This is a genomic window from Metabacillus indicus (assembly GCF_046603695.1).
GTDB classification, from domain to species: Bacteria; Bacillota; Bacilli; order Bacillales; family Bacillaceae; genus Bacillus_P; species Bacillus_P indicus.
This window is the reverse complement of sequence record NZ_CP176757.1, coordinates 3,376,022-3,389,159: the sequence shown is the minus strand read 5'-3', so window position 1 is coordinate 3,389,159 and position 13,138 is coordinate 3,376,022. Positions and strand designations below refer to the sequence as shown.

General features: G+C 43.0%; 17 protein-coding genes. 13 read left to right on the top strand and 4 right to left on the bottom strand.

What is annotated here, in order from left to right:
* The first annotated feature begins 91 nt into the window (after positions 1-91).
* From ACK1LH_RS17400 to ACK1LH_RS17340, 13 genes are all read left to right on the top strand, one after another.
* Positions 92-1,324, top strand: coding sequence for an EAL and HDOD domain-containing protein (locus tag ACK1LH_RS17400; protein WP_282034697.1), 1,233 nt, complete (start codon positions 92-94; stop codon positions 1,322-1,324).
* 61 nt (positions 1,325-1,385) lie between these two features.
* Positions 1,386-2,288, top strand: coding sequence for an aldo/keto reductase family oxidoreductase (locus ACK1LH_RS17395; RefSeq protein ID WP_203290377.1), 903 nt, complete (start codon positions 1,386-1,388; stop codon positions 2,286-2,288).
* 100 nt (positions 2,289-2,388) lie between these two features.
* A complete protein-coding gene (locus ACK1LH_RS17390) occupies positions 2,389-2,991 on the top strand; it encodes a pyroglutamyl-peptidase I (RefSeq protein ID WP_203288684.1) in 603 nt (200 codons plus the stop codon).
* Between the two features lie 113 nt (positions 2,992-3,104).
* A complete protein-coding gene (locus ACK1LH_RS17385) occupies positions 3,105-3,332 on the top strand; it encodes a hypothetical protein (RefSeq protein ID WP_203288683.1) in 228 nt (75 codons plus the stop codon).
* A gap of 227 nt (positions 3,333-3,559) precedes the next feature.
* Complete coding sequence (degQ, locus tag ACK1LH_RS17380) at positions 3,560-3,700, top strand: degradation enzyme regulation protein DegQ (RefSeq protein WP_029284053.1); 141 nt, start codon at positions 3,560-3,562, stop codon at positions 3,698-3,700.
* 146 nt (positions 3,701-3,846) lie between these two features.
* Complete coding sequence (locus ACK1LH_RS17375; protein ID WP_203288682.1) at positions 3,847-4,773, top strand: polyprenyl synthetase family protein; 927 nt, start codon at positions 3,847-3,849, stop codon at positions 4,771-4,773.
* A 3-nt stretch (positions 4,774-4,776) separates the two neighbouring features.
* Entirely contained in the window at positions 4,777-4,938 is a 162-nt protein-coding gene (gene comX / locus ACK1LH_RS17370; protein WP_411333749.1) for a competence pheromone ComX, read from the top strand.
* A 20-nt stretch (positions 4,939-4,958) separates the two neighbouring features.
* Positions 4,959-7,271 carry a histidine kinase gene (locus ACK1LH_RS17365; protein ID WP_411333747.1) on the top strand — a complete coding sequence of 771 codons (2,313 nt, stop codon included), beginning with the start codon at positions 4,959-4,961 and terminating at the stop codon, positions 7,269-7,271.
* Between the two features lie 80 nt (positions 7,272-7,351).
* Positions 7,352-7,993, top strand: coding sequence for a response regulator transcription factor (locus ACK1LH_RS17360; RefSeq protein WP_029284047.1), 642 nt, complete (start codon positions 7,352-7,354; stop codon positions 7,991-7,993).
* A 270-nt stretch (positions 7,994-8,263) separates the two neighbouring features.
* Entirely contained in the window at positions 8,264-8,962 is a 699-nt protein-coding gene (locus ACK1LH_RS17355) for an SIMPL domain-containing protein (protein WP_029566633.1), read from the top strand.
* Positions 8,963-9,222: 260 nt separating this feature from the next.
* Positions 9,223-10,284 carry a PQQ-dependent sugar dehydrogenase gene (locus ACK1LH_RS17350; protein ID WP_411333744.1) on the top strand — a complete coding sequence of 354 codons (1,062 nt, stop codon included), beginning with the start codon at positions 9,223-9,225 and terminating at the stop codon, positions 10,282-10,284.
* A 13-nt stretch (positions 10,285-10,297) separates the two neighbouring features.
* Positions 10,298-10,690, top strand: coding sequence for a hotdog fold thioesterase (locus ACK1LH_RS17345; protein ID WP_029284041.1), 393 nt, complete (start codon positions 10,298-10,300; stop codon positions 10,688-10,690).
* Positions 10,691-10,714: 24 nt separating this feature from the next.
* Positions 10,715-11,284 (top strand): GNAT family N-acetyltransferase, encoded by a 570-nt coding sequence (locus ACK1LH_RS17340; protein ID WP_029566631.1) that lies wholly within the window; start codon positions 10,715-10,717, stop codon positions 11,282-11,284.
* Between the two features lie 48 nt (positions 11,285-11,332).
* Here ACK1LH_RS17340 and ACK1LH_RS17335 read toward each other — a convergent pair whose 3' ends face one another.
* The 4 genes from ACK1LH_RS17335 to ACK1LH_RS17320 are packed head-to-tail and all read right to left on the bottom strand — an operon-like array spanning position 11,333 to position 13,135.
* Positions 11,333-11,992 (bottom strand): DNA alkylation repair protein, encoded by a 660-nt coding sequence (locus tag ACK1LH_RS17335; protein WP_029566630.1) that lies wholly within the window; start codon positions 11,990-11,992, stop codon positions 11,333-11,335.
* Positions 11,993-12,025: 33 nt separating this feature from the next.
* Positions 12,026-12,391 carry a monovalent cation/H(+) antiporter subunit G gene (mnhG, locus tag ACK1LH_RS17330; protein ID WP_029284035.1) on the bottom strand — a complete coding sequence of 122 codons (366 nt, stop codon included), beginning with the start codon at positions 12,389-12,391 and terminating at the stop codon, positions 12,026-12,028.
* Complete coding sequence (locus ACK1LH_RS17325) at positions 12,369-12,659, bottom strand: Na(+)/H(+) antiporter subunit F1 (protein ID WP_029284033.1); 291 nt, start codon at positions 12,657-12,659, stop codon at positions 12,369-12,371. Before ACK1LH_RS17325 ends, mnhG begins: the two co-directional genes overlap by 23 nt.
* Complete coding sequence (locus ACK1LH_RS17320) at positions 12,659-13,135, bottom strand: Na+/H+ antiporter subunit E (protein WP_029284032.1); 477 nt, start codon at positions 13,133-13,135, stop codon at positions 12,659-12,661. Before ACK1LH_RS17320 ends, ACK1LH_RS17325 begins: the two co-directional genes overlap by 1 nt.
* Positions 13,136-13,138: the final 3 nt, after the last annotated feature.

The following is a 13,138-nucleotide window of genomic DNA, read 5'->3' as shown; positions in this document are numbered from 1 at the left end:
TACATAATTCGACAGCCCTGACTGCAGCTTTTGTGTACAATCGATATAGGTCAATTGTACTGATTGGTAAAAGGGCAAAGGGGTTGAACATATGAAGGTATTCGTAGCCAGGCAGCCGATTTTTGACAAAAAGGGTCAAAATGTTGCCTACGAATTACTTTACCGCAATGGAGATAAAAGTAACACATTCCCTAATATAGACGGGGACGAGGCAACAACAGATGTGATTGTAAACAGCTTTATAAATATCGGTCTTGAAGAACTGTCACAGGGGAAAAAATGTTTTATTAACTTTACAGAGAGCCTGCTTCAAATGAAGCTCCCAAGTTACTTCAATCCTAGTTCGATTGTAGTGGAGATCCTGGAAGATGTTCCCGTGACAGAAGAACTTGTCAGCATCTGCAGAGACTTGAAAAAGCAGGGGTATACAATTGCCCTGGATGATTTTAATGTTGTGCAGAATAACCTTCTGCTGAACAGACTGCTTGCGTATATCGACATCATTAAAGTTGACCTGCTGCAGACAAGTCCTGCAGCCAGGAAAGAAATTATAGAGAGATATAAGCCATTCGGCGTTTCCTTTCTGGCTGAAAAAGTGGAAACACATGATGAATATGAGCAGGCCGTACGCGACGGATATGACTATTTTCAAGGATACTTCTTCAGCAAGCCTGTTGTTTTGTCAAGCTATGATATTCCGATTTATATACAGGCCTATTTGCAGATTCTTCATGAGCTGTCAAAAACAGAGCCTGACATCGACACCATCACAGAACAAATTGAGCAGGATCTGTCTTTGTCATACAAACTGCTCAAACTCATTAACTCTCCTGCATTCAGGCCAAGAAATAAAATAAAGTCCATAAAGCAGGCGATCGTTCTTCTCGGATTAAATGAAATAAAGAAATGGATTTACATTTTATCCATCAAAAACCTGAAAGGAAATCAAGATCCCATTCAGGAAGAAGTGATCCGTCTTTCTCTGCAGAGAGCAAAATTATGCGAAAAGCTTTCTGTTAAAATGGGCAAAACAGAACCATCTCTTTATATGCTCACGGGCATGTTTTCACTTGTAGACGCGCTCTTGCACCGCAGTCTTGATAAAGTGCTTGATGAACTTCCTTTATCAGACGACATACGGGATGCCATTCGGGGAAAACAGAATGAAATCCGGATTGTTTTGGACGCGGCTGTTAAAATTGAAACATTTAAATGGGAGGATTTGCCGCTGTCCCTTGATGAAATTGATGAATGCTACAGAGAGGCAATTGCCTGGTCAGCCCATCTGCTTGATGCAGACAAAGAAACGGCGAAAAGCGGCTGAAAGCCAATCGCTTTGAATTTATGTAAATGAGAGATACAATACGATAGAAAGGAGAATGATGATGCAGCGTATACAACTGACAGAAAACTTATCATTTTCAAGAATTGTTCATGGACTTTGGAGACTCTCTGACTGGAACATGTCAAATGAGGAAGTGCTTCAGCTGATCGAAGATTGTCTTGAAGCGGGAATTACAACATTCGACCATGCGGATATTTACGGGAATTACACATGTGAAAAGCTCTTTGGCGACGCGCTTGCTCTTAAACCGGAGCTGCGGGAAAAAATGGAGATTGTCACGAAGTGCGGAATTAAACTTGTTTCTGACAACCGCCCGGATCATGGGATTAAATCATACGACACAAGTAAAGAGCATATCCTGGCATCAGTGGACAAATCCCTGGAAAACTTCCGGACAGACTACATAGATGTACTGCTGATCCACCGTCCTGATCCATACATGAATCCTGCCGAAGTGGCAGAAGCGTTTAAACAATTGAAAGAAGAGGGCAAAGTCCGTCATTTTGGCGTGTCTAATTTTAAGCGCTCTCAGCTTAAGATGCTTCAATCCCATCTCGATTTTCCGCTTGTGACAAATCAGATCGAGCTTTCTGCTTATCAGCTTGAGAACTTCGAAGATGGAACTCTTGATCTTTGCCAGGAAGAGAGAATGGCGCCAATGGCGTGGTCGCCTCTTGCAGGCGGCAGCATTTTTTCTGCAGAAAATGAAAGAGCTGAAAACCTCCGCAGCACCCTTGAACGAATTGCCGGAGAAATTGGCGCAGACGGAATCGATGAAGTCCTTTATGCGTGGCTGATCAGCCATCCTGCAGGGATTATGCCGATTGTAGGCTCAGGTAAAATGAACAGAATTCAATCCGCGATCCGCGCTCTTGATCTCAAATTGACGCGCGAGCAATGGTTTGACATTCTTCAGGTGTCAATGGGACATGAAGTAGCGTAATTTAATCCGAAAACCTCTGCCTGACAGGCGGGGGTTTTTTTATGAATGAATGATGTGACAGAATCTTCTGATATAATAAGGCCGTGAGGAGATGATCCATTTGAAAAAACTATTGCTGACAGGATTTGAACCATTCTTGGATTACCCGCTTAACCCGACAGCTGAAATTGCAAAGCAGCTTGACGGCGAGATCATAGGCAGCTGGAAAGTGGCAGGTGCTGTATTGCCTGTAGCATTTTCAAACACGTGGGAACAATGCCTCCTGCAGATCGAAAAGGAAAAGCCGGATGCCGTCATGCTGCTCGGTTTAGCTGCCGGAAGAGATAAAATTACGCCTGAAAGAGTGGCCATCAACTGTGCGGATGGAGATAAAGACAACGACGGAATTGTAAAGCAGGACGAATTGATAGAGAATGAGGGCCCTGCTGCGTTCTTCAGCACACTCCCAATCAGAAAATTTGTGAATGCACTTGAAAGAGACGGTATACCTGCAGGAATCTCCAATACAGCAGGAACATATCTATGCAACTACCTTATGTACCGCGTGTGCCATCACTTTGAATCGGCTGATCAAAAGGTTCCGGCAGGATTTATCCATATTCCTGCATCAGAAGAGCTTGCCCTGGAACTTGGTCATGTACCGGGGATGCCTCAGGAGAAATTAGCAGATGCAGTCAGAAAAATGATTCGCTGTTTGGACTGAGCGACTTTTTTGCAGAAAAATATGAGCTGCTTCCAGGAAAATAAAGGAATGACCAATTTGATGTCGAAATAAGGTAATGTTCATTCTATTTTTAAAGGAGGTTCAACTCTCTCATGCGTGTGCAGCCATCCGTATATGTGCTGGATGATAAAACGGTTGCGGTGTTTTCGGTGGTTATCGGTGACAGTAAGGTTAAAATGGAGTGTTTGCTCTCAGAACAGGGAATTCTTGATTACACCTTGGAATTTAGCGGACCAATCGAAAAGAGAGAAGAACTGACAAAAATGGCCCTTCAGGAAGCAGAGTCCTATCATCTGCAGTCAATTAATACTGTAAAATAAATCACCCCATTCACATGGGGCTTTTTTCTGCCTTTTTTTATAAATGAGATTGGACAGTGAACAAAAAAGACTACCAGCGCAAGTTGCGGTATCACGCACTGATTCTTTCGCATTATTTTCGGTGAAATTCCTTTTCACATCCTTTAAAATTTAAAGTAAGGAAAGATCAAAACACGTGTTTCGTTCACCATGCAGAATTTGATCTTTTACAGAGGAGTGTGGAAACGATGAAAAAGCACAACATTGAAGAGATTACTCAATTATTGAAACGTCTTGAAAAAGAAATTCAAGAAACGAAGCAGTCGCTGAGAATGATCAATAAAAGCATTGATAAGTATGATAAATACTCCTTTATAAACGTGTCATAAGACTTGGCTGAATGCAGCCGGGTCTTTTTTTTTACCCATATAATGGGATTAACTGTTAAATGTTTTATATTTATGTAAAAAGATTGTTTTTAAGCTACTCAATTTGTCGCGAATATTGTAATATAATTTCGAAGGGGTGATTACATTTGGACTATAAATCTCTGATTCACCGTTTAAACACTGCAGTAACATCTCATATTGAGAACGAAAAATTGCTGCACCTTCTTCTTTCGTTCATAGAAGCGAAAAAGACCTTCCCTTTTGCCCAATTGACAAACCTGCACTATACAGCTTTTGGAGGGAAAGAGGACGAAGTTGTTCACCTGTCGGGTGCAGTTGAGCTTTTAGCTCTTTCATTCGACATTCTGGATGATCTCGAAGACCTAGACAATTTTGAAGAGCCATGGATGAAGATTGACTCTTCGGTCGCCCTTAACGCTGCTACAGCCCTCTATACGGTCAGTCTGAAAATGGCTGATGAACTTCACAGCCCTTATAAAGGAATGATCATCAGCGTATTTCACCGTTTAGCCCTTCAGGCAATGGAAGGACAGCACGCCGATTTGGAGAATAGGATTGAAACCGAAGAAGAATGCACCTCCATGATCGAAAAAAAGTCAGGTTCCCTCGTAGCTCTCGCATCTGTAAGCGGAGCTATGCTCGCAACTGGAGAAGAGCAGGCAATTGTCGAAAAATATTCCTATCAAATAGGACTGGCTGCCCAAATTGAGAACGATTACCGTGACTTATTTCATCTGCATAAAAATGATTTGTCATCACAGAAAAAATCTTTGGCTCTCCTCTACATAAACAGGGAGTTTAATGAACATTCAAAAGAACTGAGCCGTTTTATCGCAGAAGGCAAGTCATATGAGGAGCAATACGGGGATGCAGCAGCATTCAAATCGAAATTGTTTCAATCTGGCGTCGTCCACTACCTCAATGTCATCAAACAAATTGCTCTTCAAAAAGCTTCAACTTTACTTGCCGAACTGCCCTTGCCGCAGCATCAAATTGAGCTTCTTAAGTCTCATTTGATCATAAATCAATCAGAAAATAAAAGGAGAGATTAATTCATGCAGGAAATCGTCAATTTTTTAGTAGAAAACCCTGAAATCGTTGAAAAAGTAGTAAACGGAGAAGCAAGCTTGCTGGGTGTGAAAAATGTAGATGAAGTGTTAGGATTAGTTGAGGGGCTTGTGAGCATGGGTAGAACAACAAACATGTTCTGGTTCTAAAAACTTAGAAGGAAGATTTTATGATTAAAAATCTTAACAAGAGCTACCTGCTGATTGTGATTTTAAGTGGCATCTTGGCGATTTACTTTTCTTATATAAATATAAAAATTCCTTATGTTGGAGCAAACGTACAAATAATTAGTGACGATAAGCTTGAAATAACAGCAATTGAACCTAAATCTTGGGCGGATAATGTCAATATTCGTCCAGGAGACATTGTTACTGAAATTAATGGAAAAAATCCGATTCTCCATTCTCCTTCCACAAACAGCGGTTTGCTTGAACAAGTAGAGACTCTTAAACTGCTAAAGGGGAATGAAGAAAGAGAATATGTAGTATCTGACTCCATTTTTAATTATCAGAACATGTTCGTTGTAGTTGTGCCTTTAACGGTTTATTTACTTTGCTTATTTTGCAGTTACTTTATTTATAAATCCAACAGAAAGCTGAATTTGCCTTCTGCATTAATACTGAACGCATTTTTAATTACGATTGCAATGGCATACCTGAGCGGCGGAAGTTCTGCAAGAGGAGATATAATGAGCAGATACTTTAATCTCAGCTTGTTTTTGCTTACGCCTGTTTTTTATCTTCATTTTATATACCAGTATTTTAAGGAAATGGGCAAAGCCCTTTTCTCTGTAAAATTTGTTTACTTTGGCTACTCTCTTATTCTGTTTAACCTTCTTGTTGAAACGGTAAGGATTATTTATAACTTAAGTTATCCATTAAGCTTTTATTCATTAGTAAAATCCATTAACTTAACTTCCTTTTTGCTTCTATTTATTCTAACGTTTGGGCTTAAATTATTTGGGCTTCAAAGAGTAAAATATTCAGATCAGAAATATCTGGTGAAAGTTCTTATTATTACAAATGTTATAGCATTTTCACCTTTTTTGCTTTTGTATACAATACCTTATATTGTTTTAAATAAGCAAATCTTCCCGCCTACATTCTTAGCAGCCTTTTTGCTGTTGATTCCATTTTCATTAGTGTATCAATTTTTAGCCACTAAAATTTATGATATTGAGTTTATCCTAGGAAGAGTAAAATATTATGCACTCCTTGCAGTCATTCCTACATTTATAGGAGTTGGCCTGGTTCTAGTGAACAAGGACAGCAGCCCGAGCTTTTATCCAATACGTTTGTCAATAATGATTTATATGCTCTTTGTAGTTGTCTTCTACATCAAAGAAATTCTCGATTTCCGCTTTCGGTTTAAGCGTTTTTCGGAGAAGTACAACTATCAGGACAGTATCTTTAAATATACGCAGAGCATCCGTAAAGCGAGCAAGCTGGATCAGGTCATCAGCGAGCTGAAAGAGGTTATTACAGATGTCCTGCTTGTCAGCAGGGCAAGCTATGTGGAAGTAAATAAAGATGGGGATATTGTTTCGGTTGATATTCAGATGAAAGGGTCTGATTATCTCCTGTATGAAAAGGAAATAAGGAAAGCATCTCATGAGATCGGGAAGATCGTTGAAGTGGACAGGGGTTTTGTGATTAATGTGGGGGAGACAGACGAGCGCAGTTTTGTGATGGTCTGCCTGTCCATGCTCAATACGCCAAAGCTCAACAGGGATGAGATTTCATGGCTGAAGACCCTTTCTTTCTATACGAATATCTCCCTTGAAAACTTCCTTAAGATTGAAGAACTGATGAGCCATCTTCAGAAGATCAAAAGCGAAGGCAGCAATCCGGCCTGGCTGACTAAGGTGCTCTTTTCCATCGAGGAAAAACAGCGCTCTAATCTCGCTAAGGATCTGCACGATTCTGTTCTTCAGGATTTGATTTCACTGAAGCGCCAGTGTGAGCTGGCACTGGCTGAGCTCCAGGCTGCCCCGGCTGTTTTTACGGACCAGCTTCAGGATATGAACAGTTCGATGACGAATATTATTAAAACGACCCGTGAAACCTGCCAGGAGCTTCGGCCGCAGCTGCTGTATGATTTGGGCCTCGTTAAGGCGCTTCAGAAGCTTGCTGCCCAGTACAATGAAACGGCTCCGTTTGATGTCAGGCTCAATGCCGGCAACTTCACAAAATCGATTGATATTGACACCCAGCTGAACTTGTACCGCATTGTCCAGGAGCTTCTTACCAATGCCGGCAAGCATTCGAATGCCATGCATGTGCTGATTATGCTTGTCTGTATCAAGGATAAAATCGTTCTGCATTATGAGGACGATGGAATTGGCTTTGACCAGAACGAATTGTACACCAATCATCAGAGTATGGGGCTCTCTGGAATTGCTGAACGGGTTAAAGCGCTGAATGGGACCCACTCTATTGAGACGTCAAAGGGCAACGGGTTTAAAGTTGTCGTAGAGATTTAAGTTGCACCTTCAGACTTGGCACAGGCCAGGTCTTTTTTATAGAATAGTAAGCAGAGGCAGTGGACAGAGAGGTTGATACAATGTTGCATATTTTAGTTGTGGACGATCATCCGGCAGTGCGTGAAGGAACAAAGGCCATTCTTGAAACCGATTCACAAGTGAAGGTTTCGTACCTGAATCCCCCTTACTCCAAAGATGTGATTCAGCACCTGAATTTTCAGGAGTATGATGTGATTCTTATGGATATGAACCTGGGAGACATAAACGGCATGGAGCTTTCCACAGAGATTATTAAGCACTCAGAGGATTGCAAAATTATTTTATATACAGGCTATGATGTAGAGGATTATTTTGAAGAAGCCATCCGGCTTGGCATTCATGGAGCAATAAGCAAAACAGAAACGAAAGAAAAAATTCTTTCTTCCATCCGGCATGCTCTTTCAGGAGATATTGTTGTTCCCTATTCCTATTTAAAATCCCTTATTCTTCAGCAAAAAAATAAAAGCAGTTCTGCTCATTCAGAGACTGAGACGCTGAATGAAAGAGAAAAAGCCATTCTCCAGGAAGTTGAACGCGGTTTAACCAACCAGGAAATTGCCGATAAGCTGCACTTGAGCAAGCGCTCGATCGAATATAGCCTTACTTCCATCTTTAATAAATTAAATGTCGGGTCAAGAACAGAAGCCGTTCTGATTTCCAAATCCGAAGGCATTATTGATTAGTGTGCAGAGCAGATCTGCACACTTTTTTGCAGGTTTATAGATATTTAAATGCTTAAAGTGTGAAATTAGTAGTGAGTTATCATCGTCCAGCTCCAGCGCCTAGATCCTCTGTCAGAACAAATCCGACATAAAAGTCAAAACCGGACTTTTTTGTCGGATTCTTATCTGCCTATCGGATCTGTTCAAGGCGCTTGCGCTTTTGTGATTATACGTTTTTTTCTCTGCATACAGTTAAATAGAACGCTAGCATGCTGAGGGGAGAATGAATGTATGTATCCAATGTACGGACAGCCTTACAATCCTGCATACCGTCATGCCTTAAAGGCGGATGAACGAAAAGCAAAAGGCGGAAGCACCCTGTCTGTAAGAGGGATGGGGAAGGTGGAGGCTGCGCCTGATACAGCCGTGCTGCAGCTTGCCGTTGTCACAATGGATAAGGATGTAACGGCCGCACAAGAAGAAAACAAGCGGCGGGTCAATCAGCTTATCAGGACACTTCAGGACGAGGGAATTGATGAAAAACAAATTGAAACGATTTCCTATACCGTGTTCCCGCAATACGACTACACTGGAGGCTCTGAGCCGGTCCTGAAGGGCTATGAAGCGGTTAACACACTCTCTGTCAGAACACGGGACTTAGACACAATCGGCAGCATTTATGATGCAGCCTTCGCAAACGGAGCCAACCGGTCTGACTCGCTGCAGTTTTTTCTTTCTGATCAGCAGAAATGGATCAATCAGGCTCTTGATCTTGCGGCAAAGCAGGCACTAGAAAAGGCAGAAGCCATCGCACTGTCGTATCGGCTGAATTTAAACCGCACCCCGGTAAAAATAACAGAAGAATCAAGAGGGTTTTCACCTCTTTCCAAAGAATTAAGTCTTGGAGCGCAATCTTCCGGGCAGACACCCATTTTTGCAAGACAAATCGAGGTAACTGCTGAACTCGAGGTTGTTTTCTCCTATCAGTAGCAAGTTTACAAACTTTATACTTTTTCTCAATATTTCCATCACATCCATCCGCTATGATTGACCTTAATTAAGATTATGAGCGTAAGTAAGCGCTTTCTATTAGGAGGATGGCAGCATGGATGTGACGGCGGTTTTACCGATTCTTGGTTTAATGGCGATTTATTTTTGCTTTGCTTTGGCAGCTCTTCGCAAATAGCAGAAGGGTGACGCGTGAATGATTGTTTCTTTTCAGTTAAACTAGATGTAAATGGAAATCAGAGGTGATCGTTCTGAGGAAATGGGTTGCAGTTGGTGCACTGATTTTTCTTGCCGGATGTCAGTCGGGTCAGGAAAGTCCAGAATCAGAAGCTGTTGTTCAGCAAGAGGGTCAGGGGGCTGAAAGTGTCTTGAAAGAGATGGATGTTCCATGGTCAATTAATGAACACAGCGGAACTTTTTATCTGAGCGAACGAAAAGGAAAGATTGTCAAGTGGGACAGCACATCCGGCAAAAAAGACGTTCAGGATGTTTCCTTTGACAAAAAAGTTCACCTGGAAGGGGAAGGCGGATTTCTCGGGCTGCAGCTTGCCCCGGACTTTGACAAAAGCAGACAGGCCTATGCTTACCATACATATAAGGATGGCGGAAGCATTAAGAACAGGATTGTTGTCATTGAGGAGCGGAACGGTGGATGGAAAGAGGTGCGTGTGCTGCTCGAAGATATTCCCGGTGCCCGTTTTCACAATGGCGGCCGGCTGAAGATCGGCCCTGACGACAAGCTGTACGCGACAGCTGGAGATGCTTTAACCCCGGAGCTTGCACAGGACAGGGAATCACTTGCAGGGAAGATTTTGAGACTCGAACTTGACGGCGCACTGCCTGATGACAATCCGTTCCCGGAATCATATGTGTACTCATATGGACACAGAAATCCGCAGGGGCTCGCATGGAGTGATAACGGGGAGATGTACAGTACGGAGCACGGCCAGTCTGCTCACGATGAGATCAACCGTATTATGCCAGGCAGGAATTATGGGTGGCCTGTGATTGAAGGGGACGAGCAGCAGGAGGGGATGGAAACACCGTTTTTCCATACCGGCAGCGAGACATGGGCGCCATCCGGCATCGCCTATAAGGATGGCCGTCTGTACGTTGCTGCATTGTCCGGAAATGCTGTAAAAAGAGTGAATATAAATTCCCGCAAAGCAGCAAATGAAATGGATGGTTTCGGAAGGATGCGGGATGTGCTGGTAGCAGGCGGCGAAATCTATGCCATAACAAACAACCGCGACGGAAGAGGCAATCCGCACCCTGGCGATGATCAGCTTCTGGTGAAAAAATAGAGGAGGAATCAGGATGGAATACAACGTTGAAAATACACTGCTTAACTCGCTTGGAATCGACATTAAAAGCATTACAAATGACGGAGTTGTGGCGACAATGCCGGTGGATGATCGGACAAGACAGCCATTTGGCATCCTGCATGGCGGGGCTTCTGTCGCGCTTGCAGAAACCGTTGCGAGCATTGGAGCATATCACTTGATCGATCAGGAAACGGAAATGTGTGTGGGACTTGAGATTAATGCAAACCACATCAGAGGCAAGCAGGACGGCACAGTGACTGCTCACGCTGTTCCTGTTCACAGAGGGAAAACAACGATGGTCTGGGAAATCAAAATAGTCGATGAAAGAGAAAGCCTGATCTGTATTTCAAGATGCACGATGGCTGTGTTAAAAAAGAAAGCATAAGCGGCAGGCAAAGGGGAAGAAGAGATGAAAACACCGGCAGACTTTCCGGTTTTGCACACGGACCGTTTTACATTAAGAAAACTTGAAGAACGGGATGCAGAAGCTGTATTTTCGTATTTTTCAAAGGACGAAGTCACAAGGTATTATGATTTGGAAAGCTTTACAGACCTAGATCAGGCGCTGGAAATCATCAGCCGCTGGGCTGAAAGATTCGGTAAAAATGAGGGGTATAGATGGGGCATTGCAGAAACAGCAACCGATAAAATTATAGGAAGCTGCGGCTATCACAATTGGGATAAAGAACATTATAAAGCTGAAATCGGTTTTGAGCTGCATCCGGACTACTGGAGAAAAGGCGTGATGAGTGAAGTGCTTAAACCTGTCATTGCCTTTGGATACAACGAAATGAATGTAAACCGCATTGAAGCATTTTATGATCCTTACAATTTCGCATCCAAATCCTGCCTTGAAAAAGCCGGCTTCATGTTTGAAGGAGTTTTGAGACAGGCCGCCTATGAAAAGGGCGTATTCTGTGATGCAGCAGTGTGCTCCATGCTGCGGGATGAATATATGAAAAAACAGAGCCTTTTATAGAAGGGCTCTGTTTTTTTGGGGGTGTTATGCTGCTGGATAATGATCATATTACTGAACATATTTCAGTCCTTCGCGCCTGCTGAGCGGGGCAAGAGGATGGTTCTCCGCAAACGCTTTGACGGATGCGGGAGCTGTTTTTGAATATTCTCTGAGCGCCCATCCGATTGCTTTTTGAATAAAAAATTCTTTCGAAGATGAGTTTTGTGAAATCACACGGTAGAGCCAGGCTTCGTCTGTATTTGCTTTATATTTCAGCTGATGCAGAATTGCGGTTCTGACCAGCCAGATGTTTTCCGATTCGGCCCATTCATCTAAGTATCTTTCACGTAAGGAAGGCTCTTTCTTTACAAGTGGACCAATGATGTTTGAGGCAATCAGGTCCACAGTATCCCACCATGATTCAGTCGTGATTGCCGTTTTAAGCCACACCATATCTTTTCCGCAGAGCTGCTTTTTATTGCGCTCCAGCATATCCACGGCTGCATATTGGAGTTCTCTCTCTTCAAATGCCCAAAGCTTTAAAATGGCACCTTCAAGAGAGGCTGGATTTCCGTGTTTTTTAAGAAATTGTTTTGTCAGTTCTTTTCTCTCGGGAGACCTGATTCCAAAGAATTGAAACTGGCCGCGCATATAAGCTGACATTAGGTGAGCCTTTTCCGCGTCGGCATGCTCCCGAAAGAGTTTTCGCAGGTCTTCAGCATAATCCATCGTGCAGTCCTGTAGAAAAAGGATGAGAGCGTCTCATCCTTTAACCCCTTCTTTTTTTCTGTCTGCTTCTAAATCATCCTGAACGCTTTTTTCCCAAAGCGGCACCTTCGTATTGTAGGCTGCCCGCATAATGAGGTGGCCAGCAACAGGAGCTGTCATAAAGACAAAGATAATCCCGAGAATGATCCGGGCATTCATATGGCCTTCAATCAGCCAGAAGTAGAAAAACACGCCGAGCAATATGCTGATTACTCCAAGTGTGGCGCTTTTTGATGCGGCATGATTGCGTGTATAGGCATCAGGCAGGCGCACAACACCGTATGCCGCTACCAGGCTTAAAAGAGCACCCTGAAGCACAAAATAGCCTGTAATGAACTTAGCGATGACGATTGCGGTCATTTTCGATGATCTCTCCCTTCTCAAGGAACTTGGCAAAAGCCACAGTGCCTATGAAGGTCAAAATGCCGAGCAGCAGAATGACTTCCAGGAAGGCATTTGTACGCAGCATGACAGAGATGATGGCCGTAATGCCGATCAAGTTGATGCCGATTGCATCAAGGGCAATGACCCTGTCAGGCACAGACGGCCCTTTAATCAGCCTGTACAAATACAGGATGGTTGAAACGGCAATGATGAGCAGGGATATTCTGAGCACCAAATCAAGCATCAGCGGCTCACCTCCTGTATCGCTTTTTCAAACGTATTTTTAATATCGTTTCTTGCTTCTTCCGCATCCCCAAGATCCATTGCATGGATATAAAGGAAGCGGTTATCCTCTGAAATCTCTACAACGAGTGTTCCGGGAGTCAGCGTAATTAAATTTGCAAGAATGGTAATTTCCCAGTCCTTTTTCAGCTCTGTTTCAAGCTTGAAAATGCCGGGACGGGCATTTATTTTCGGTGCAAGCACCACTTTTAAAACAGCAAGGTTGGACATAATCAGTTCACGGTTGAAAATGTAGATCAGCTTTAAAACGGCACCGACGTTCCATAAGTAGAAACGGCGGGCAAAAAAGCGCCGCAGCGCAAAAATCATAAGCAGACCGAAGAAATAGCCGTTGAAAAAGTCCTGTGCTGCATATTGCCCTTTTAAAAACATCCAGAGAAACGCAACGAAAAAATTCAGCAAAATTTGAAAGGCCATATC